The sequence below is a fragment of the Azospirillum sp. B510 genome (assembly GCF_000010725.1).
GTDB lineage: Bacteria > Pseudomonadota > Alphaproteobacteria > Azospirillales > Azospirillaceae > Azospirillum > Azospirillum lipoferum_B.
The window spans coordinates 506017-525133 of record NC_013859.1 but is presented as its reverse complement, the minus strand read 5'-3'; the positions used below and the strand labels follow the sequence as shown (position 1 = coordinate 525133).

15 protein-coding genes are annotated in these 19117 nt (G+C 69.3%); 6 read left to right on the top strand and 9 right to left on the bottom strand.

The features are described from left to right. Nucleotides 1-8: 8 nt before the first annotated feature. Both AZL_RS32205 and btsR read left to right on the top strand, forming a co-directional pair. Nucleotides 9-1706, top strand: coding sequence for a LytS/YhcK type 5TM receptor domain-containing protein (locus AZL_RS32205; RefSeq protein ID WP_012978541.1), 1698 nt, complete (start codon nt 9-11; stop codon nt 1704-1706). A 35-nt stretch (nt 1707-1741) separates the two neighbouring features. After that, a complete protein-coding gene (btsR, locus tag AZL_RS32200; protein WP_012978540.1) occupies nt 1742-2458 on the top strand; it encodes a two-component system response regulator BtsR in 717 nt (238 codons plus the stop codon). A 56-nt stretch (nt 2459-2514) separates the two neighbouring features. On the opposite strand, the gene AZL_RS32195 is transcribed toward btsR, so the two are convergent. After that, nucleotides 2515-2709 (bottom strand): hypothetical protein, encoded by a 195-nt coding sequence (locus tag AZL_RS32195; RefSeq protein WP_042446737.1) that lies wholly within the window; start codon nt 2707-2709, stop codon nt 2515-2517. A gap of 248 nt (nt 2710-2957) precedes the next feature. On the opposite strand from AZL_RS32195, the gene AZL_RS32190 reads away from it, so the two are divergent. Next, complete coding sequence (locus AZL_RS32190) at nt 2958-4763, top strand: carbon starvation CstA family protein (protein WP_012978539.1); 1806 nt, start codon at nt 2958-2960, stop codon at nt 4761-4763. Between the two features lie 84 nt (nt 4764-4847). Here AZL_RS32190 and AZL_RS32185 read toward each other — a convergent pair whose 3' ends face one another. From AZL_RS32185 to AZL_RS32175, 3 genes are all read right to left on the bottom strand, one after another. Continuing rightward, entirely contained in the window at nt 4848-6359 is a 1512-nt protein-coding gene (locus AZL_RS32185) for a ribonuclease J (RefSeq protein ID WP_247894560.1), read from the bottom strand. A 352-nt stretch (nt 6360-6711) separates the two neighbouring features. Then, nucleotides 6712-7365, bottom strand: a complete 654-nt coding sequence (locus tag AZL_RS32180; protein WP_012978537.1) for a bifunctional 4-hydroxy-2-oxoglutarate aldolase/2-dehydro-3-deoxy-phosphogluconate aldolase — start codon at nt 7363-7365, stop codon at nt 6712-6714. Then, nucleotides 7365-8309 carry a MurR/RpiR family transcriptional regulator gene (locus tag AZL_RS32175; protein ID WP_012978536.1) on the bottom strand — a complete coding sequence of 315 codons (945 nt, stop codon included), beginning with the start codon at nt 8307-8309 and terminating at the stop codon, nt 7365-7367. Before AZL_RS32175 ends, AZL_RS32180 begins: the two co-directional genes overlap by 1 nt. Before the next feature lie 209 nt (nt 8310-8518). On the opposite strand from AZL_RS32175, the gene AZL_RS32170 reads away from it, so the two are divergent. Continuing rightward, complete coding sequence (locus tag AZL_RS32170; protein ID WP_012978535.1) at nt 8519-9361, top strand: fumarylacetoacetate hydrolase family protein; 843 nt, start codon at nt 8519-8521, stop codon at nt 9359-9361. Nucleotides 9362-9437: 76 nt separating this feature from the next. Here the strand turns inward: AZL_RS32170 and AZL_RS32165 are convergent, their stop codons facing one another. Together AZL_RS32165 and hmpA are read right to left on the bottom strand one after the other, a co-directional pair. Then, nucleotides 9438-11645 carry a methyl-accepting chemotaxis protein gene (locus tag AZL_RS32165; protein ID WP_012978534.1) on the bottom strand — a complete coding sequence of 736 codons (2208 nt, stop codon included), beginning with the start codon at nt 11643-11645 and terminating at the stop codon, nt 9438-9440. 503 nt (nt 11646-12148) lie between these two features. Further along, nucleotides 12149-13324, bottom strand: a complete 1176-nt coding sequence (gene hmpA / locus AZL_RS32160; RefSeq protein ID WP_012978533.1) for an NO-inducible flavohemoprotein — start codon at nt 13322-13324, stop codon at nt 12149-12151. A gap of 133 nt (nt 13325-13457) precedes the next feature. Here hmpA and norR point away from each other — a divergent pair, with 133 nt between their 5' ends. Then, entirely contained in the window at nt 13458-15074 is a 1617-nt protein-coding gene (norR, locus tag AZL_RS32155) for a nitric oxide reductase transcriptional regulator NorR (protein WP_012978532.1), read from the top strand. Then, complete coding sequence (locus tag AZL_RS32150) at nt 15071-15346, top strand: hypothetical protein (protein WP_012978531.1); 276 nt, start codon at nt 15071-15073, stop codon at nt 15344-15346. The genes norR and AZL_RS32150 overlap by 4 nt, the downstream gene beginning before the upstream one ends. Before the next feature lie 25 nt (nt 15347-15371). Here AZL_RS32150 and AZL_RS32145 read toward each other — a convergent pair whose 3' ends face one another. Genes AZL_RS32145 through AZL_RS32135 form a run of 3 tightly spaced genes read right to left on the bottom strand, consistent with a single transcriptional unit; the run spans nt 15372 to nt 19080 of the window. Continuing rightward, nucleotides 15372-16655 carry a TRAP transporter large permease gene (locus AZL_RS32145; RefSeq protein WP_012978530.1) on the bottom strand — a complete coding sequence of 428 codons (1284 nt, stop codon included), beginning with the start codon at nt 16653-16655 and terminating at the stop codon, nt 15372-15374. Beyond that, nucleotides 16652-17173, bottom strand: coding sequence for a TRAP transporter small permease (locus tag AZL_RS32140; RefSeq protein ID WP_012978529.1), 522 nt, complete (start codon nt 17171-17173; stop codon nt 16652-16654). Before AZL_RS32140 ends, AZL_RS32145 begins: the two co-directional genes overlap by 4 nt. Before the next feature lie 50 nt (nt 17174-17223). Continuing rightward, nucleotides 17224-19080, bottom strand: a complete 1857-nt coding sequence (locus tag AZL_RS32135) for a sensor histidine kinase (protein ID WP_012978528.1) — start codon at nt 19078-19080, stop codon at nt 17224-17226. Nucleotides 19081-19117 lie beyond the last annotated feature (37 nt).

Sequence of the window (19117 nt, the reverse complement as noted above, 5' to 3'; positions counted from 1 at the left end):
AAACCGCCATGCTTCCCGAGCCCTTCACCCTGGTCCTCTCCCTGCTTCAGCAGATGTGCGTCTATTTGGTGATCGCCTATCTGATGAGCCGGACGCCGCTGTTCCTGCCGCTGACCCATGTGACGGTGCGCTGGCCGCACAAGCTGGCCTGCTATGTGATCTTCTCGATCTTCTGCATCATGGGGACCTATTTCGGCCTGCACATCGACGACAGCATCGCCAACACCCGCGCCATCGGGGCGGTGCTGGGCGGCATTTTCGGCGGGCCGTCGGTGGGGCTGGCGGTCGGGCTGACCGGGGGACTGCACCGCTATTCGCTGGGCGGCATGTCGGCGCTGGCCTGCGCCATCTCCACCATGGCGGAGGGGCTGATCGGCGGGCTGGTCCACCGCCACATGATCAGCCACGGGCGGATCGAGCCGCTGTTCAACCCGTTGCGCGTCGGCGCCGTCACCTTCCTGGCGGAACTGGTGCAGATGCTGATCATCCTGGCGGTGGCCCGCCCCTTCGAGGCGGCACTGCATCTGGTGGAGGTGGTGGCGGCGCCGATGATCGTCGCCAATACGCTGGGGGCGGCCCTGTTCATGCGCATCCTGCTGGAACGCCGGGTGCTGGACGAGAAGCAGTCCAGCGCCTTTTCCGCCAAGGCGCTGAAGATCGCCGCGCGCTGCGACGGGGTGCTGCGCGGCGGCTTCAACAGCGAGAACAGCACCCGTGTCGCCCGCATCATCTTCGAGGAGACCGGCGTCGGCGCCGTCGCCATCACCGACCGCGAGAAGCTGCTGGCCTTCATCGGCATGGGCGACGACCATCATCTGCCGGGCACGCCGATCAGCTCGCCCCAGACCCATCAGGCCATCGCCAACAATCAGGTCATCTATGCCGACGGCAACGAGGTGGCCTATCGCTGCTCGATCAGCCCGAGCTGCCGGCTGGGGGCGGCGCTGGTGATCCCGTTGGTCGGGGAGGAGGGCGGGGTGATCGGCACCATCAAGCTGTATGAGCCGAAGACCAAGATCTTCTCCACCATCAACCGCACGCTGGGGGAGGGGGTGGCGCGGCTGCTGTCCAACCAGATCCTGGCCGGGCGCTACGAGCAGCAGAAGGCGCTGCTGGCGCAGTCGGAGATCAAGCTGCTGCATGCCCAGGTCAACCCGCATTTCCTGTTCAATGCGCTGAACACCATCTCCGCCGTCATCCGCAACGATCCGGAACGGGCGCGCCAGCTGGTGCAGAACCTGTCCACCTTCTTCCGCAAGAACCTGAAGCGCCCGAGCGAGACGGCGACGCTGGGCGACGAGGTGGAGCATGTGAACGCCTATCTCCAGATCGAGCTGGCCCGCTTCACCGGCCGGCTGGCGGTGGAGATCGACGTGCCGGACGGGTTGCGTTCCGCCCGGCTGCCGGCCTTCTCGCTCCAGCCGCTGGTCGAGAACGCGATCAAGCACGGCACGGCGCAACTGCTGGAGGACGGGCGGGTGCGCATCGCCGCCCGGCGCGAGGGTGGCGATTTGCTGCTGTCGGTGGAGGATAATGCCGGGCTCTATGAGGCCAAGCCGGGCGGCGACGGGCTGGGAATGACCATCGTCGACCGCCGCATCCGCAACCGCTACGGTGACGCCTATGGCGTCTCCATCGCCTGCGATCCCGATGCCTTCACCCGCGTCACCCTGCGTCTGCCTCTTGAGGAAGCGGTGCCCGCATGATGCCCCCTGCGATGTCCCCCGCCACGCCCCCCGCCATGACCGTCCTGATCGTCGATGACGAGCCGCTGGCGCGCGAGGAGCTGCGCCGGATGCTGGAGGAGGCCGCCGACATCCGCATCGTCGGCGAATGCGCCAACGCCATCGAGGCGATCGGCGCCATCAACCGGCAGGCACCCGACATCGTCTTCCTCGACATCCAGATGCCGCGGGTCAGCGGGCTGGAGATGCTGGGCATGCTGGATCCCGAACGGATGCCGCGCATCGTCTTCCTGACCGCCCATGACGACTATGCCGTCCAGGCCTTCGAGGAGCACGCCTTCGACTATCTGCTGAAGCCGGCCGATCCGGCGCGGCTGGAGAAGACGTTGCAGCGCCTGCGCCGCCAGCGCGCCCCGCAGGAGGTCGCCGTGCTGCCGGGAGCGGCGGAACTGCGTCACATCCCCTGCACCGGCGTCAACCGCATCACCCTGATGAAGCTGGCCGATGTGGAATATGTCGTCTCCCGCCCCGCCGGGGTCTATGTGGTGGGGGAGGACGGGCAGGAGCGCTTCACCGAGCTGACCCTGCACACCATCCAGGAAAAGAGCCAGCTGTTCCGCTGCCACCGCCAGTATCTGGTCAATCCCGAGCGCATCCGGGAAATCCGCTTCGCCGATGGTGGGCTGGCGGAGATCCAGACCATCGGCGGCCATGCGGTGCCGGTCAGCCGGCGCTTCCTGGGCGCGCTGAAGGAGCGGCTCGGGATGGGCTGAGGGCTGGGGGTGGAACAGGGTGGAACCGCTTTCGGGGGGGTGTTCACCGGTTCACCCTACCGGCCGCAGCAGCCACGCCCCAGCGTCATCAGGATTTGCCGTGCCTGGAACGCCTGACGGTCAAGCAGCGGCTCGTCCGGAGCGATCCGTGCCTGGGCCTCGCGGTAGCGTTCATAGGAATCGTCGTTGAACAGCCGGCGCAGGTTGGCGAGCGTCTGGTGCAGCGGGGTGCGGGGGCGGGGCGTGCTCATCGGGGAGGCTCTGGCGGGAGTGGCGATGTGGGACGTCCCACCATAGCGCCGCCGTGGCATGCGATGGTCCGCTTCCCCGCGAGCGGCGGTCTGGCGGTTCGAGCGGCGCATTCCGGGGCTTGAGCGGCGCCGCTCGCCCCCGCCCGGAGACCGCTCGCCACGTCCCGGCCGCCGCTCGCGGTATTCACCCACACGACCTTACGCGGGCGGCGTAGACCCTGGGGCAGGTCCCTTTCAGGAGAGCCGTCATGGATCACGCCCTAACCTTTGTGATCGCGACACTCTGCATTCTTGCGCTCTGCTACCGCTTCTATGGCGTGTTCTTCGTGCGCAAGGTTCTCCGTGCCGACGATTCGGAAGTCACCCCGTCCCACCTGCTGGAGGACGGCAAGAATTATGTACCCACCAAGAAATGGGTGAATGCCGGCCAGCATTTCGCCGCCATCGCCGCCGCCGGCCCGCTGGTCGGCCCGGTGCTGGCCGCCCAGTTCGGCTATCTGCCGAGTTTCCTGTGGCTGCTGATCGGCTGCGTCATCGGCGGTGCGGTGCATGACACCGTCGTGCTGTTCGCCTCGATGAAGCACAAGGGACAGTCGCTGTCCGAGGTCGCCAAGGTCGAACTCGGCCCGGTGGCCGGCTGGTGCACCGGTCTGGCGATGCTGTTCATCATCACCATCACCATGGCCGGCCTGTCGATGGTCGTCGTCCATGCCCTGGAACGCAACGCCTGGGGCACCTTCGCGGTGTTCATGACGATCCCCATCGCCATCGCGCTCGGCCTTTATGAGCGTGTCACCGGCTCGTCCAAGGGCGCCACCCAGGTCGGCATCGCCGCCATCGCCGCCTCGGTCTTCGCCGGCCCCTACATCCAGGGCACGATGCTGGGCGACTGGCTGACGCTGCATGCCGAAACCGTGGCCGTCGCCCTGCCGGTCTACGCCTTCTTCGCCACGGCGCTGCCGGTGTGGATGCTGCTGACCCCGCGCGGCTATCTGTCGAGCTTCATGAAGATCGGCGTGTTTGGGGCGCTGGTCGTCGGCGTCGTCTTCATCAACCCCGAGATCCGCTTTCCCGCCCTGACCGACTTCATCCATGGCGGCGGCCCGGTGCTGAACGGCCCGGTCTGGCCCTTCATCTCGATCACCATCGCCTGTGGCGCCATCTCCGGCTTCCATGCCTTCATCGGCTCGGGCACCACGCCCAAGCTGATCGACAAGTGGAGCGACATCCGCCCGGTGGCCTTCGGCGGCATGCTGGCGGAATGCCTGGTCGGCGTCATGGCGCTGATCGCCGCCACCTCGCTGCATCCGGCCGACTACTTCGCCATCAACTCGGCGCCGGCCGCCTTCAAGGCCCTGGGCATGGACGTCGTCGACCTGCCGCGGCTGAGCCAGGACATCGGCCTCGACCTCTATGGCCGCACCGGAGGCGCTGTGACGCTGGCGGTCGGCATGACCGAGATCTTCACCCGCGTGCCGTGGTTCAACAGCCTCGCCTCCTACTTCTTCCAGTTCGTCGTGATGTTCGAGGCGGTGTTCATCCTGACCGCGGTGGACAGCGGCACCCGCGTCGCCCGTTACCTGATCCAGGATCTGCTGGGTGACCTCTATGCCCCGATGAAGCGGCTGGACTGGGTTCCCGGATCGATCATCGCCAGCGTCATCGCCTGCGTCGCCTGGGGTTATCTGCTGACGTCGGGCGACATCAACTCGGTCTGGGCCCTGTTCGGCGTGTCCAACCAGCTGATGGCCTCGGTCGGCCTGATCATCGGCGCCACCATCATCCTGCGGCTGGCCCAGAAGCGGGTCTATATGCTGACCTGCCTGATCCCGCTGGCCTACCTGTTCGTCACGGTGAACGCCGCCGGCTACTGGATGATCGCCAACGTCTATCTGAACACGGCGTCCAAGGGCTACAACCCCTTCAACGCCGGCATCTCGATCATCATGCTGGCGCTGGGCTTCGTCATCCTGATCGCCGCGCTCAGGAAGTGGAAGGACCTGCTGCAAACCCGCGCCATCGAGGTGCCGATGGTCGCCACCCCGGCGGAATGAGGGTTCCGGTGTAAAAAGCGAACGGGTCCCGTGGGACATCCCACGGGACCCGTTCGCTTTTGCATGTCCAGGACGCGCAGGCGGTCAGGCCGCGACCCGTTCCGCTTCCGCTTGCGCGGCGGGGGGAACCCAGGAGATCAGCTCCCGTCCGGTGTTGGCGAGGCGCTTGGGCTCGATATGGGCGATCACGCGGGTGCCCTCCTTCGCGATGCGCAGGATGTCGCCGTCCTCCGGCACCAGGGCGCGTTCGACGCCGCAGGAACGGGCGAGGCGGGCGTGGGCCTCCATATGCTCGATGGTGCCATGGACCGGCACGGCGAAGCGGGGACGCACCAGCCCATACATGCGGGCGAGGTCGTCGCGTTTCGGGTGGCCGGAGACATGGACCGGCGCGTCGGCCGGGGTGACGATCTCCACCCCCATGCCGCGCAGGTGCTCATGGATTTCCGCCAGCGCCTCCTCGTTGCCGGGGATGGTGCGGGCGGAGAAGATGACGGTGTCGCCCTCTTCCAGCCAGAGGTCGCGATGCTCGTTGCGGGCCAGACGGCTCAGCGCCGCCCGTTCCTCGCCCTGGCTGCCGGTGCACAGGAAGACCAGATTCTCACGCGGGGTCCAGGACGCCTCGCGGACATCCATGAATTCCGGCACATGGTCGAGATAGCCGCAGGCCTGCGCCGCCTTCTCCATGCGCAGCATGGAGCGGCCGACCAGAACCACCTTGCGCCCGACCGCCGCCGCCGCTTCCGCCACCGCGGTCATGCGGGCGACGTTGGAGGCGAAGCCGGTCACCGCGATGGCGCCCGACCGGCCGGCGAAGGCCGCCATCAGGCCGGCGCGGGCGTCGGCCTCCGACCCGGTCGAACCGGGAACGTCGGCGTTGGTGCTGTCGCACATCATGGCGAGCAGCCCCTCGTCGCCCAGCCGCTTCAGCGCCCGGAAATCGGTGGTGCGGCCGATCAGCGGATCGGGGTCGAACTTCCAGTCACCGGTGTGCAGCACCGTGCCGGCCGCCGTGCGGATCGCCAGCGACATCGGTTCGGGGATCGAATGGGTGACGGCGATGGTCTCGATCCGGAAGGGACCGATGGTCAGCGTGTCGCCGATCTCGAAGGTCTGCACCTTGGCGGCGCGATGCGCGCCCTTTTCCTTCAACCGCTCGCGGATGATGTGCGAGGCGAAGGGGCTGGCATGGATCGGGCAGCGCAGGCGCGGCCACAGGTGATGGATCGCGCCGATATGATCCTCGTGCGCGTGGGTCACCACCAGCCCGACGACGTCCTGCATCCGCTCCTCGATGAAGGTCGGATCGGCCATCAGGCTGTCGATGCCGGGCATCTCGTCGCCGACGAAGGCGACGCCGGCATCGACGATCAGCCATTTGCCGGCATGGCCGTAGAGCGCCATGTTCATGCCGATGCGGGAACAGCCGCCCAGCGGAAGGAACAGGATCTCGTCCTTGCCCGGAACCGGGCCGGTGGGGCCGCCGCCATGCGCCGCGCTGACGGGCGGGCGGGCGCCGTCGAAGTCCTCACGCGGACGCTGGTTGCGTGCGCGGTTGTTCGGCGCCATCCGGCGCCGCCGTGAATCAAATGTCATGCCTCTGTCGTACGTCTCGTAAAAGCCGGCATTCGACGCTGCCGGACGGCGTGCATCGCTCGTCGATGCGGGGTCCGTCATGGGTGGGAGACCTTGCCGGAGGCGCCATGCGGCGGCCGTCGGACGGCTGGTCGGATGTGAAGGCGGGGAAGTCGGACGGCAAACCGCCGAAAGTCCTTGATGTTTCTATGAAGACTTATGTGGGCAAAGCGCCGCGCCCGTCAAGGGCGGGCGTGAAAAGTCGCGCAAAATGGTCGGGCATTGCTGGGATGTGTCGGCTGGCCGGGCGGCCGGTTGGTCGATCGGGCGGTGGGGTGGGGGAGGCGGTCCCCACCCCCACCCCGCTCCGGCCTCAGGCCGCCTTGGCGGCGCGGTAGGCGTCCATCAGCTGGCGTCCGGCGGCGAGGATGGCCTCGCGGTCGCCCTTCTTGACCAGCCCCTCGTCGACCAGCTTGCCGCCGGCGCCGACGCAGGCCACCCCGGCCGCGACATAGGAGGCGACGGTGGTGGCGTCGATGCCGCCGGTGGGGACGAAGCGCACGCCGGGGAAGACCGACTTCAGCGCCTTGATGTGGGCCGGGCCGACGGTGGAGGCCGGGAAGATCTTGATGGCGTCGGCGCCGGCGGAGATGGCGGCATGCACCTCGGTGGGGGTCAGGGCGCCCATCAGGCAGGCGACGCCATGGTCGCGGCAGGCGGCGGCCACCTTCGGCACGACGCAGGGCGACACGACGTAACGGGCGCCGGCCTTCACCACGTCGGCGACGGCGGCGGGGGTCAGGACCGTGCCGGCGCCGATCAGGGCGCCACCCGCCGCCGACAGCTCCTCGATCAGGCCGACGGCGCCGGGGGTGGTCATGGTGATCTCGAAGGTGCCGTAGCCGGCTTCGCGCAGCCAGGTCACGGCGGTGCGGGCCAGATCGGCGGAGCTGTTGCGGATGACCGGGACGACGCCATAGGCGACGAGCTGGTCGAGGATTTCGGCGGGGGTCTGGGTGGCGGACATCAGGATTCCTCGGAGGTTTGCCTTTGGGAATTTTCCCGGAGGGAGGTCTTGCGGGGGAGGGGGGAAACGGCGACGGGCCGCTCGGGCACGCGGTGGTGCCCGGCCAGCACCGCCTTGATGCGGGCGAGACGGCGGTCGAGGCCGGGCGGCGCCTGCAATCCGACGGCGACGGTCAGCGCGTCGACCAGCGCGAGCTGGGCCAGGCGCGAGGCCATCGGGGTGTGGACGGCGGTGTCCTCGTCGACATCGACGGTCAGGCGGATGTCGGCGCGTTCGGCCAGCGGGGTCGCCGACGCGGTGATGGCGATCACCGTCGCCCCGCCGTCGCGGGCGATGGCGGCGACGTCGAAGATCTCGTCGCTGGTCCCGGTCTTGGAGATCGCCAGCAGGGCGTCGCCTGGGCCGAGCGTCGCCGCCGCCATCGCCTGGAGATGGGCGTCGGTGCTGGCGCTGACCTGCGGCAACAGGCGGAACAGCTTGTGGTGGGCGTCCAGCGCCACCGTGCCCGAGGCGCCGACACCGACGATCTGCACCCGCCCGGCCCGCGCCAGCGCGGCGGCGGCGCGCTCCAGGGCGTTGGTGTCGAGCCGGCCGCGCAGGCGCACCAGCGCGTCGATCGAGCGGTTCAGCACCTTTTCCGCCGCGCTGGCGACGCTGTCGCCGGGGGCGAGGTCGCGCACCAGCGGGGTCGGGCGCTCGCCGGCCTCCTCCCGCGCGGCGGCGGCCGCCAGATGCTGGGCCAGCGCGATCTTGAATTCCTGGAAGCCGCCGAAGCCGGTCGAACGGCAGAAGCGCAGCACCGACGGCTCGCTGACCCCCGCCTTGCCGGCCAGCTGGGCCAGGCTGTCGCGCACCGCGGCCTCCGGATCGGCCAGCACCGAGCGCGCCACCGCCGCTTCCGCGCGGCGGAGGCTGTCGAGGGAGGAGACGATCGTGTCCAGCATGGGGGTGGCCGGTGCGGCTGCCGAAAGGACGGGGGAAACGAATGTAGTTTTACTACAGATATGCCGGATTGTCGACCCGCCCGTGAAGCAATGCTACATTTTGTTGGCGCGGCCCCGTGATGGTCCGCCTTGATCGTCCGCGACGATCCTGCCGGGCCGGCTCCTCCGGCCGGCTCCCGTTCCAACCTCCGTTTTTCAGGAAGGGTTTCATGAAACTGCTGCGTTACGGCCCGCCGGGCCAGGAAAAGCCGGGCCTTCTGGATGCCGACGGCCGCATCCGCGACCTGTCGGCCCAGGTCGGCGACATCGCCGGCACCACCCTGCTGCCGGACGGGCTGGACCGGCTGCGGGCGATCGACCCGGCGACGCTGCCGCTGGTGGAGGGGACGCCGCGCCTCGGCCCCTGCGTCGGGCAGGTCGGCAAGATGGTCTGCATCGGCCTGAACTTCTCCGACCATGCGGCGGAGACCGGGATGGCGGTGCCGCCGGAGCCGATCATCTTCATGAAGGCGACCAGCGCCATCGTCGGGCCGAACGACCCGATCGAGCTGCCGCGCGGCTCCGAGAAGACCGACTGGGAGGTCGAGCTGGCCTTCGTCATCGGCAAGACCGCCAAATACGTCTCGGAAGACGAGGCGATGGACCATGTCGCCGGCTATTGCATCGTCAACGACGTGTCCGAACGCGCCTTCCAGATCGAACGGCAGGGCCAGTGGACCAAGGGCAAGAGCTGCGACAGCTTCGGCCCGACCGGCCCCTGGCTGGTGACCCGCGACGAGATCGCGGATCCGCAGGCCCTCAAGATGTGGCTGGAGGTCAATGGCCAGCGGTATCAGGACGGCAGCAGCGCCACGATGGTTTATGGCGTCCGCTATCTGGTGTCCTACCTGTCGCGCTTCATGAGCCTTCAGCCGGGCGACATCGTCTCCACCGGCACCCCGCCCGGCGTCGGCATGGGGCGGAAGCCGCAGGTCTTCCTGAAGGCCGGCGATGTGGTGGAACTGGGCATCGAGGGGCTCGGCACCCAGCGCCAGACGGTGGTCCAGGGCTGACCGTGGCGGGTCTGACCGGGGCAACGCCCCTCTTTCCTTGCGGAGGAGGGGCGTTGGCCGACGGGCCGGGCCGGGATCAGGCCGACCGCACCTGGCTGAGGAAGCGGTCGATCTGCTGTTGCAGGCGGCCGGTCTGGGACGAGACCTCCTGGGCGACCGACAGGACCTCCTGCGCCGAACGGCCGGTCTGGCCGGCGGCGGTGCGCACCTCGCCGATGTTGTGCGACGCCTGGGCGGTCCCGCCCGCCGCCTGCTGGACGTTGCGGGCGATCTCGGAGGTGGCGGCACCCTGTTCCTCCACCGCCGCGGCGATGCTGGCGGCGATGTCGTTCAGGCGGCCGATGGTGTGGCCGATGCTGCGGATGGCGTCGACCGCTTGGCCGGTCGCCTGCTGCATGGCGCCGATCTGGCCGGCGATCTGGTCGGTCGCCTTCGCCGTCTGGCTGGCCAGCTGCTTGACCTCCTGCGCCACCACGGCGAAGCCCTTGCCGGCCTCCCCGGCGCGGGCGGCCTCGATGGTCGCGTTCAGCGCCAGAAGGTTGGTCTGGCCGGCGATGTCGGAGATCAGGTCGAGCACGGCGCCGATGCGGCCCGCCGCCTCGTTCAGGGCGCGCATGGTGCCGTCGGTGCGTTCCGCCTCGCCGGCAGCCTTGGCGGCGATGGAGGCCGATTCGGTCACCTGCCGGGAGATCTCGCTGATCGACCGCGACAGCTGATGCGCGGCCGAGGCGGCGCCGTCGACATTGACCGAGGCGGTTTCAGCCGCCTCGGCGGCGTTGCCGGCCTGACGGGAGGTGTCGTCGGCGGTCGCCACCATGCCGGCGGCGGTCTGGTGCATCTGGGTGGCGGCGGCGGACACCGTCTCCACCACCGTCTTCACGCCGCTCTCGAACTGGTCGGCCAGCGACAGCATGGTCTGCCGGCGTTCGCCGGCGGCCCGCAGGCGCTCGGCCTCGGCGGCGGCGCGGGTGGTCTCCACCTCGCGGGCGGTGTCGCGGAAGACCAGCAGGGCCGTCCCCATCTCGGCGATCTCATCCTGGCCGGCCAGCGCGATCTCGGCGTCGAGGTCGCCGGCGGCGATCCGGCCCATCCCGGTCTTGAGCGCCAGCATCCGGCGGATGATGACCCGGCCGACATAGAGCCAGACCACCAGGATCGACACCAGGATGCTGGCGGCGGCGACGGCGATCTGGGTCAGGCGGCTGTTGTCCAGCATGCGGGCGGTGGCGTCGATGGCCTCGGCGATGCTGGCCTTCTGGCCCTCAACCAAGGTGGCGATGCCCTTGGCCAGGGTGTTGGTCAGGGCGTGGTTGCTCTCCAGAAGCTGGGTGAAATAGCCCTCGATCGCCAGCTCCTTCTGGCGGATGGTGATCAGGGACTTTTCGCCGTTGGCGAAGCCGGTCAACAGCTCCGCCTGCTTGGAGGTGACGGCGGCCAGACGGTCCGGCAGAAGCTGGGCGTTGTTCGACAGGTTGGCGAGCGACAGGGTGATCCTGGTCTCGATGATGGCCAGCCGCTGCTCGTCATCGGTGCTCGCGGCCTCCATCAGCATGTTGCGGATGGTGGCGGCGTCGGCGGTGACGGTTTGCACCGGCTTCTTCTTGGTCATGACATCGGTCAGGCTGGCCGCCGCCTCGCGCATCGCGGCGGGGGTGGCATCCTCTTCGGCCAGGGTCGAGCGGGCCTGTTCCTCGTCATTGTTGAGGACGGACATCCAAGGGGCGGCGAATTTCTGGATCTCGGCCTCCGCCGCCATCACCTTCGGCATCGTCCCCATGCGGTCGGTGGCCAGCCCCACCCGCTCGGCGGCCGCCTGATCGAGCTGGGCCAGATTGGCGAGCAGCCCCTTCGACGCCTCTTCGATGGCGGCGAGCTGGGGTCCGGCGGAGCCGGTGGCCCGCAGGCGGGTCAGCCGCGCGTTGAACTCCTCCTTCTCCTTGGCGAGGTCCGCCGACACCGCCTCGCGCGCCGCGGCGTTGGTGGCGGAGGTCAGGGCCGGGGCCAGCGCCACCAGCCGTTCGGCCTGCTGCGCCACCGCCATGCCCTCGGTCATCGCCGGCACCGCTTCGCCGACGATGGTGTCGATTGTGGTGCGCACATTGGCATAACCGATCAGCGCGACGGCGGCGGCCACCAGCGTGCCGGACAGCACCACGGCGATGGCGATCATCAGTTTGACGCGCAGGCCGGAATACCAGGCGCCGCGCCGGGCGTGCGTGCCATTGGGCGTCATGGTGCTGGGCATCATGGTGCTGGGCGTCATGCTGAGGCTGTCGTTCGGCATCCTGTCCTCCCCTCCGGTGCTCGGTCACCGCCGCATGATCGGTCACCGCGGTTCGCCGTTCCGGCTCTCGCCGCAGATATTTTCCTGGTTCCACCATCCCGGCATGGTCGCCGCATGGTTGCGGCCGCTGCCACGGAGATTGGAACAATTTTAAACAATCTTCTCGTTCCGGAAGTAGGAAAGCGCCAAAATCTCTAAGAAAGAAATAAGGAGAATCCACAGTTCTTTCATGATGGTCGCTACGCCGTGCTGCGGCGCAATAATCACTCCGCCGGCCCACGGGTCCATTTCATCGGAAGGGAGAGTATAATTCGTCGGACTTGAGCAGGTATGAAAGGCCGGGAGAAACGGACCACAGGCCATCATGACGATACAACAGCTCTGCTTTCGTCCTCCGCGGGCGATGCCTGAGGGGGGTGAAAGCGGGGACCGGCACGGCAAAAGGGCCGGCCCCGGGACAGGCCGGCCCTTCCGGTCAGGGGCTGAACCGCTGCGGCGCCGTGTCAGGCGAGTGCCTCGCGCGGGCCGAAGAACTCGTGGACGATGGCCTTGTCCGGCAGGCCGAGCGCGGACAGCGCCTTGACGACGGCGGCCATGAAGGGCTTCGGACCGACGATGTAGGCGGCGACGCCGGGGTCCCGCGGCAGCAACCCGGCCAGCCGCTCCTGGTCGAGCAGCCCGACCATGTGCGGCGTGTCGCCCGGCTGCGGCTCGGCATAGCAGTAGACCGGCTTCAAGGTGTCGTGCCGGGCGGCCAACTCGTCGATCTGCCGGCGGAAGGCGTGGACCGAGCCGTTGAGGGCGGCATGGACATAGATGACCTCGCGTCCGGCGGCCAGCGCCTGCTCGGCCAGCGGCAGCGCCGGGGTCTGGCCGACGCCGCCGGTGATCAGCAGCAGCGGGCCGCTCCCCTGGCGCAGCACGAACTCGCCGGCCGGCGGGTAGACGTCGATCTCGTCGCCAAGCTGGGCACGGTCGTGCAGGAAGCCGGAAACCAGCCCATGGGGCTCGCGCTTCACCGAGATGCGGTAGTCATGGCCGTTGGGCGAGGCCGACAGGCTGTAGTTGCGGTGAACGGTCTCGCCATCGATGGTCAGGCGCAAGCCGAGATATTGGCCGGGCTGGAAGTCCATCACCCGCCCGCCATCGGCCGGCGCCAGCCGGAACGAGGTGATGACGGCGCTTTCCGGCGTCTTCCCGACGATGCGGAAGCGCCGCGCGCCGCGCCAGCCGCCGGTCAGCGCCGCCTTGCGGGCATATTCCTTTTCCTCCGCCGCGATCAGCAGCTCGGCGAGCTGCCAATAGGCCGCCCCCCAGGCGTCGGCGATCTCGGCCGTCACCGCGTCGCCCAGCACCGTGCCGATCGCCTCCATCAGGCAGGTGCCGACGATCTTGTACTGGTCGGGGGTGATGTTGAGCGAGACGTGCTTCTGCACGATCCCCTCCACCGCCGGCCCCAGCACCTCCAGCCGGTCGATGTTGGTGGCATAGGCGATGATGGCGTTGGCCAGCGCCTCCGGCTGGGCGCTGTTGCGCTGGTGGCTCTGGTTGAAGACGGCGCGCACCTCGGGGAAGCGCTCGAACATCAGCGGATAGAAGGTGCCGGTGATCCTGGTGGCGTTGGCGGCCACCACCGGGGCGGTGGCCTTGATGACGGCGATCTGGGCGGGGGTCAGCATGGCAGGGGCAATCCTTTTGCGCGTCACGATGTCGCAATCGGATGGCAAGCCCTGTGCCAAAGCGACGCAGCCCGGAAATCCGCGCCGCGTGGCCGGGCTGTTGTCGGATCGACCGCGTGGGGTATGATGTCGAATGGACAACGATGCGGTCATTCCGACAACGCCGCTCCCACCGGCCCTTTCGCTGGAGGAGGCCGGGGCGCTGCTGCTGGCATTGGACGAGCCGGCGCGGCTGTGGCCGCTGCTGCTCGACCTGATGGCCCGGCATCTGCCCTGCGACGCCTGCGCGCTGCTGCGCCTTGACCGGGGTTCCGGGAATGGGCCGCTGGTTCCGCTCGCCACGCGTGGGCTCAGCCCCGACACGCTCGGCCGGCGCTTTGGGCTGGAGGATCATCCCCGCTTGAAGGCGATCGCCGGGGCGGGCGGCGGGCCGCTGCGTTTTCCCGCCGGCTGCGAGCTGCCCGACCCCTATGACGGGCTGATCCCCGACCTCGACCAGCGTCTGCATGTCCATGACTGTGTCGGGGCGTCCCTGAGCGTCGATGGACGCCCCTGGGGCATGCTGACGCTGGACGCGCTGAACGAGGGACGCTTTGACGGCTGGGAGGAGGCGATCGCCGCCTGGGCGCATTTCGCCGCCGATCTCGCCGCCGCGGTGGAGCGGCGGGTGGTCGCGGCGGGGGAGGGAGGTGTGGGCCTGCGGCTCCCCGACGATGCGCCGTCGGGAGGCGACTTCGCCCCCGTCGGCTCCAGCCCGGCGATGGCGGGCCTGCTGGCGGAGATCGACACGGTGGCGGCCAGCGACCTCGTCGTCCTGGTGCTGGGCGAGACCGGGGTGGGCAAGGAGCTGGTGGCGCGGCGGCTGCACGCCCGTTCCCGCCGGGCCGGCGGACCGCTGGTCCACGTCAACTGCGCCGCCCTGCCGGACGCGCTGGTGGAAAGCGAGCTGTTCGGCCATGTGCGCGGCGCCTTCTCCGGGGCGCTGGCCGACCGGCGCGGCAAGTTCGAGCTGGCCGACGGCGGCACCCTGTTCCTGGACGAGGTCGGCGAGCTGCCGGCGGCGGCGCAGGCGAAGATGCTGCGGGCGTTGCAGAATGGCGAGATCCAGCGCGTCGGCTCCGACCGGCACATCACCGTCGATGTGCGGGTGATCGCCGCCACCAACCGCGACTTGGCGGCGGAGGTGCGTGAGGGGCGCTTCCGCGCCGACGTCTATCACCGGCTCAGCGTCTATCCGCTGCGGGTGCCGCCGTTGCGCGACCGCGGCACCGACATCCTGCGGCTGGCCGGGCTGTTCCTGGAGCGCAACAGGGCGCGGCTGGGCCTGCGCAACCTGCGCCTGTCGCCGGCGGCGGAACGGCGGATGCTGGCCTATCCCTGGCCCGGCAACGTGCGCGAGCTGGAGCATGCCATCGGCCGCGGCGCCATCCGCGCCCGCGTCGCCCGGCCGCCCGACGGCGGCGTGCTGACCCTGACCCCGGCCGATCTGGGGCTGGCCGATGCGGAGGAGGGGGAAGCCGGCGCCCCGTCGTCGGCGATGCCGGCCCCCCGGCCCCGCGCGCCGGAGGTCGGGGAGGTGGCGGAGCTGCCAGACTTGCCGCTGCGCGAGGCGGTGGAGGCGCTCGAGCGCCGGATGGTCAGCGCCCATCTGGCCCGCCATGGCGGCAACTGGGCGCGGGCGGCGCGGTCGCTCGGGCTCGACCGCAGCAACCTGTTCCGCCTCGCCCGGCGGCTGGGGTTGCGGGAATGACGGGCTGGGCGTCCTGGCGCGCCGACATCGACGCGCTGGTCTTCCGCCCGGCCGGCCATGGCGGCTGGTGTGCCGTCCACCGGTTGGCCTTCCGCGCCCTGCTCGACAAGCGGGAACCGGTGCCGGAGGACTGCCTCGCCCATGCCGCCGCCCACCGCGCCGCCTTCGAGGCGGCGGCGGCCGGCAAGATCGCGCGGCGCGGCCTTGGCGCCGCGGCCAGCCTGCACCTGACCAGCCGCGACGTCGCCCGCTTCCTCCAGCCCCGTGTCTAGACCCTCTCCCCTAGAACCCCCTCCCCTAGAACCCCATGCGGCGCGGCATCCACAGCGCCAGATCGGGCCAGATCACCACGGCGGCGAGCGTCAGGAACATGGTCAGGATCAGCCATAGCACCCAGGGAATGGTGCTTTCGATGGTGCAGCCGGCGATGCGGCAAGTGACCATCAGGTTGACCGCCATCGGCGGGGTGAACTGGCCGATGGCGATCTTCAGCGTCAGCAGCACGCCGAACCACACCAGATCCCAGTGATAGGTCATGGCGATCGGGATCAGCAGCGGCAGCAGGATGATGAAGGTCGACACGCCGTCCAGGAAGGTGCCGATGACGATCAGCATGATCATCAGCAGGAACATCACCCCATATTCGCCGATGCCGAGATTGACGATGGCGTTGGCGATGGGATCGATGATCGACAGGGTGCTCATCGCCCAGCCGAAGACGCTGGCCAGTGCGATGACGGTCAGGATGATGGCGGAGATCTCCGCCGCCTCGACCATCATCGAATAGAGGTCGCGGACCTTGATCGTGCGGTAGACCACCATGCCCAGCAGCAGGCCGTAGGCGACGGCGATCACCGCCGCCTCGGTCGGGGTGAAGACGCCGAGCCTGAGGCCGCCCAGGATCAGCACCTTGGCGAACATGCCGAGCGAAGCGTCCCACAGGCTGCTCCAGAAGGGCGGGCGGGGCTCGCCCGCCATGTCGCCGCCCAGATTGTAACGCCGGGCCAGCCACAGGGTGGGGATGATCAGGGCCAGACCGGCCAGCGTCCCCGGAATGATGCCGGCGGCGAACATGGCGGTGACCGGGGCGGCCGGGACCAGCACGCTGTAGATGATCAGCGCCACCGAGGGCGGGATCAGGATGTCGGTGGCGGCGGCGGCGGCGATGACGCCGGCGATGTAGGGGCGGGGATAGCCGGCGCGGATCATGCTGGGCGCCATGACGCCGCAGACCGCCGCGGCGATGGCCGGGCCGGAGCCGGCGATGCCGCCCATCATCATCGCGACCACCACGGCGATCACCGCCAGCGCCCCCTTGCCCTGGCCGATGACGGCGGTGGCGAAGCGCACCAGCTTCTGGGCCACCCCCGAGCGGTCGAAGATGGTGCCGGCCAGCACGAACATCGGGATGGTCAACAGCGGGTATTTGGCGATGCCGGTATAGACGCTGGTCGGCACCGAGATGACGCCGAGATGGGCGAAGCCGATGGCGGCGGTGCCGGCCAGCCCGAGGGAGACCGCGATCGGCACCCCCAGCAGCAGCATGACCAGGAAGGACCCGAACAGCAGGACGGTGATCATGCCTCGCCCTCCAACTTCTCCGTCCGCCGGGCGATGCGGATCATGCGGCCGAGCGCGCGCAGGGTGACGACGGCCGACAGCAGGGGCAGCCAGATCGTGTAGATCCATTGCGGCAGCCCCAGCGCCGGCGAGGTCACCTCGAACCGGTAATCGTCCCAGGTCGTCCAGGCGCCATAGACCACCAGCAGGGCGAACATGGCGGCGGTGCAGGCCATGGCGAAGATCTCCGCCCGGCGGCGGTTGGCGAGCGACAGCTTGCTGGTCAGGAAGGTGATCCGCATGTGGCGGTCCTTCACCACCGCCGCCGAGGCGCCGAGGAAGGTCATGATCACCATCAGCGCGATGGAATATTCCTCGGTGAAGGCGAAGGAGACGTCGGTCAGGTAACGCACCACGACGTTGGCGAAGGTGATCAGGGCCACCACCGCCATGGTGAGGGCGACCAGCAGCTCTTCGATGCCCAGGGGGACGCGGGGTTTCGGCACCGGCCGGACGACGGTGGGGTCGTGTTCGCTCATATTGCCAGGGTCCAGATGGAGGGAGCGGGATTATTCCCTTCACCGGTCAATCAATGCAAGAAACGATCTCCCCCGCCGATCATCCCGCCGGCATTCCCGGCCTCGCGGAGTGCCTCCTCGCGGCACAGCGGGAGCCGCAGCGTGAAGACGCTGCCCTCGCCCAGCCGGCTGTCCACCGCCACCGTTCCGCCATGCAGCAGGGCGATGCGGCGGACCATGTTCAGCCCGACGCCGCTGCCCGCCGCCGTCCCGGTGTTGGAGGCGCGGAAGAAACGGTCGAACACCCGGTCGCGCTCGCCCGCCGGGATGCCGATGCCCTGGTCGGTCACCGACAGGGCGAGCCAATGCCCGTCCGCCCCATCCTCCTCGCGGACGGCCAGCCTGACCGGCTTGGCGGGCGGGGAGTATTTCAGCGCGTTGTTCAGCAGATTGTGGACGCACAGCTCCAGCATCGGGCCGTCGGCGGTCAGCCATGGCGGACAATCGTCGAGATAAAGGTCGATGCGCCGGCCGGGTGCCGCGTCGCACTGCGCGGCGGCGGCGGCGCGCAGCAGGGCCGGCAGCTCCACCCGGTCGCGATGCAGCGTGAAGGCGGGGTCGTTCAGCCGGTCGTCCGCCAGGCAGGTGTCCAGAATATTGACCTGCCGCCGCACGGCGCGGCGGATCTTCTCCAGCCGCGGCAGCATGGCGGGGGCCTTGCCCTCGGCATCCAGCAGCAGGATCTGGGCGGCGCCGTCGATGATGGCGAGCGGGGTCTTGAACTCGTGCGCGGCCATCGACAGGAAGCCCTTCAGCGCCCGCTTGGCCTCCTGTTCGGCCAGCAGCCGCCGCTCCGTCTCCTGGTGGGCGAGGTCGAGGCGGCGCACGCTGTCCTCCAGCCGCATCTCGGCCCGGCGGCGGTGGGTGACATCGCGCAGCAGCAGCAGGCGGCCGACCTCCCGCGCCCCGGCCTCCCGCGCCCCGCCGCCCGAGGTCAGCGGAACCCTGGTCGCCTCGAAGCTGCGCGGATCGCCGCCGCAGTCCAGCTCCAGCGCCAGCGGCAGAGCGGCGTCCCAGGAGGCGAGCGCCGACAGTCCGGGAAGATCGGCCAGCCGGCGCCCGAGCGGCGTGCCGTCGCGCACCAGCGCCAGCCCGGCCGGGTTCGCCTCCACCACCGTGCCGTCGGCATCGAGGACCAGCACCGGGTCGGGCACCGCGTCCAGCAGCGCGTCGCGGGCGACCGGCAGCAGTTCGAACAGGCGCCGCCGGGTGATCAGCCAATAGAAGATTCCGTCCATCAGCAGAAAGCTGAAGGCGGTCGGGTCCTGGTTGAACAGGGTCACGTTGCCGAAAATATAGCTGGCATTGGCGGTCCACGGCACCGCCATCACCACCAGGAAGCCCAGGTAATGGGTGCGGTAGGCCCGCGTCGCCCGATGGATGCCGCTGGCGGTGACGACGATGCTCATCACCATGAAGGCATAGATGTAGACGGTGGTGGCGTAGAACAGCAGCCCGTGGCTGTAGACCAGCGCCGCGCCCGGCGTCGCATCGATCGGGCGGGTCGCGGTGTAGAACAGGTGATGCAGGTCGTTGGTCAGCGCCATCGCCCAGTTCGCCAGCCCGACCGCCACCAGCACCAGCCGCCAGCGCGCCGGCAACTCGCCCCGCGTGTAGGACCAGAGGAAGAAGGCCCACAGGCTGGGGGTGCAGACGATGCCCATCCAGGCCATCTCGGCCCAGAACAGCTTGTCGGCCGGCGCCGTGACCATGCTCTCCACCGCGACGGACGTCGACCACCAAGTGGCCGACAACTGCATCAGCACGAAGTCGGTACGGCCGGGGAAGGGAGGAAGCAGCCAGCTGCGCGCTGCGATCCACAAGGTGGCGACGACCGCGGCCAGAAGCAGGACTGACGGAAGGGTCATCGCGGGCGGGGCATGGCGGCGGTTTCGGCGGGGACGG

What these genes read in the sequence shown, in the direction of transcription:
- AZL_RS32205 (WP_012978541.1), top strand. Translation starts at nt 9, where the DNA reads ATGCTTCCCGAGCCCTTCACCCTGGTCCTCTCCCTGCTTCAGCAGATG.
- btsR (WP_012978540.1), top strand. Translation starts at nt 1,742, where the DNA reads ATGACCGTCCTGATCGTCGATGACGAGCCGCTGGCGCGCGAGGAGCTG.
- AZL_RS32195 (WP_042446737.1), bottom strand. Translation starts at nt 2,709, where the DNA reads ATGAGCACGCCCCGCCCCCGCACCCCGCTGCACCAGACGCTCGCCAAC.
- AZL_RS32190 (WP_012978539.1), top strand. Translation starts at nt 2,958, where the DNA reads ATGGATCACGCCCTAACCTTTGTGATCGCGACACTCTGCATTCTTGCG.
- AZL_RS32185 (WP_247894560.1), bottom strand. Translation starts at nt 6,359, where the DNA reads ATGACATTTGATTCACGGCGGCGCCGGATGGCGCCGAACAACCGCGCA.
- AZL_RS32180 (WP_012978537.1), bottom strand. Translation starts at nt 7,365, where the DNA reads ATGTCCGCCACCCAGACCCCCGCCGAAATCCTCGACCAGCTCGTCGCC.
- AZL_RS32175 (WP_012978536.1), bottom strand. Translation starts at nt 8,309, where the DNA reads ATGCTGGACACGATCGTCTCCTCCCTCGACAGCCTCCGCCGCGCGGAA.
- AZL_RS32170 (WP_012978535.1), top strand. Translation starts at nt 8,519, where the DNA reads ATGAAACTGCTGCGTTACGGCCCGCCGGGCCAGGAAAAGCCGGGCCTT.
- AZL_RS32165 (WP_012978534.1), bottom strand. Translation starts at nt 11,645, where the DNA reads ATGCCGAACGACAGCCTCAGCATGACGCCCAGCACCATGATGCCCAGC.
- hmpA (WP_012978533.1), bottom strand. Translation starts at nt 13,324, where the DNA reads ATGCTGACCCCCGCCCAGATCGCCGTCATCAAGGCCACCGCCCCGGTG.
- norR (WP_012978532.1), top strand. Translation starts at nt 13,458, where the DNA reads ATGGACAACGATGCGGTCATTCCGACAACGCCGCTCCCACCGGCCCTT.
- AZL_RS32150 (WP_012978531.1), top strand. Translation starts at nt 15,071, where the DNA reads ATGACGGGCTGGGCGTCCTGGCGCGCCGACATCGACGCGCTGGTCTTC.
- AZL_RS32145 (WP_012978530.1), bottom strand. Translation starts at nt 16,655, where the DNA reads ATGATCACCGTCCTGCTGTTCGGGTCCTTCCTGGTCATGCTGCTGCTG.
- AZL_RS32140 (WP_012978529.1), bottom strand. Translation starts at nt 17,173, where the DNA reads ATGAGCGAACACGACCCCACCGTCGTCCGGCCGGTGCCGAAACCCCGC.
- AZL_RS32135 (WP_012978528.1), bottom strand. Translation starts at nt 19,080, where the DNA reads ATGACCCTTCCGTCAGTCCTGCTTCTGGCCGCGGTCGTCGCCACCTTG.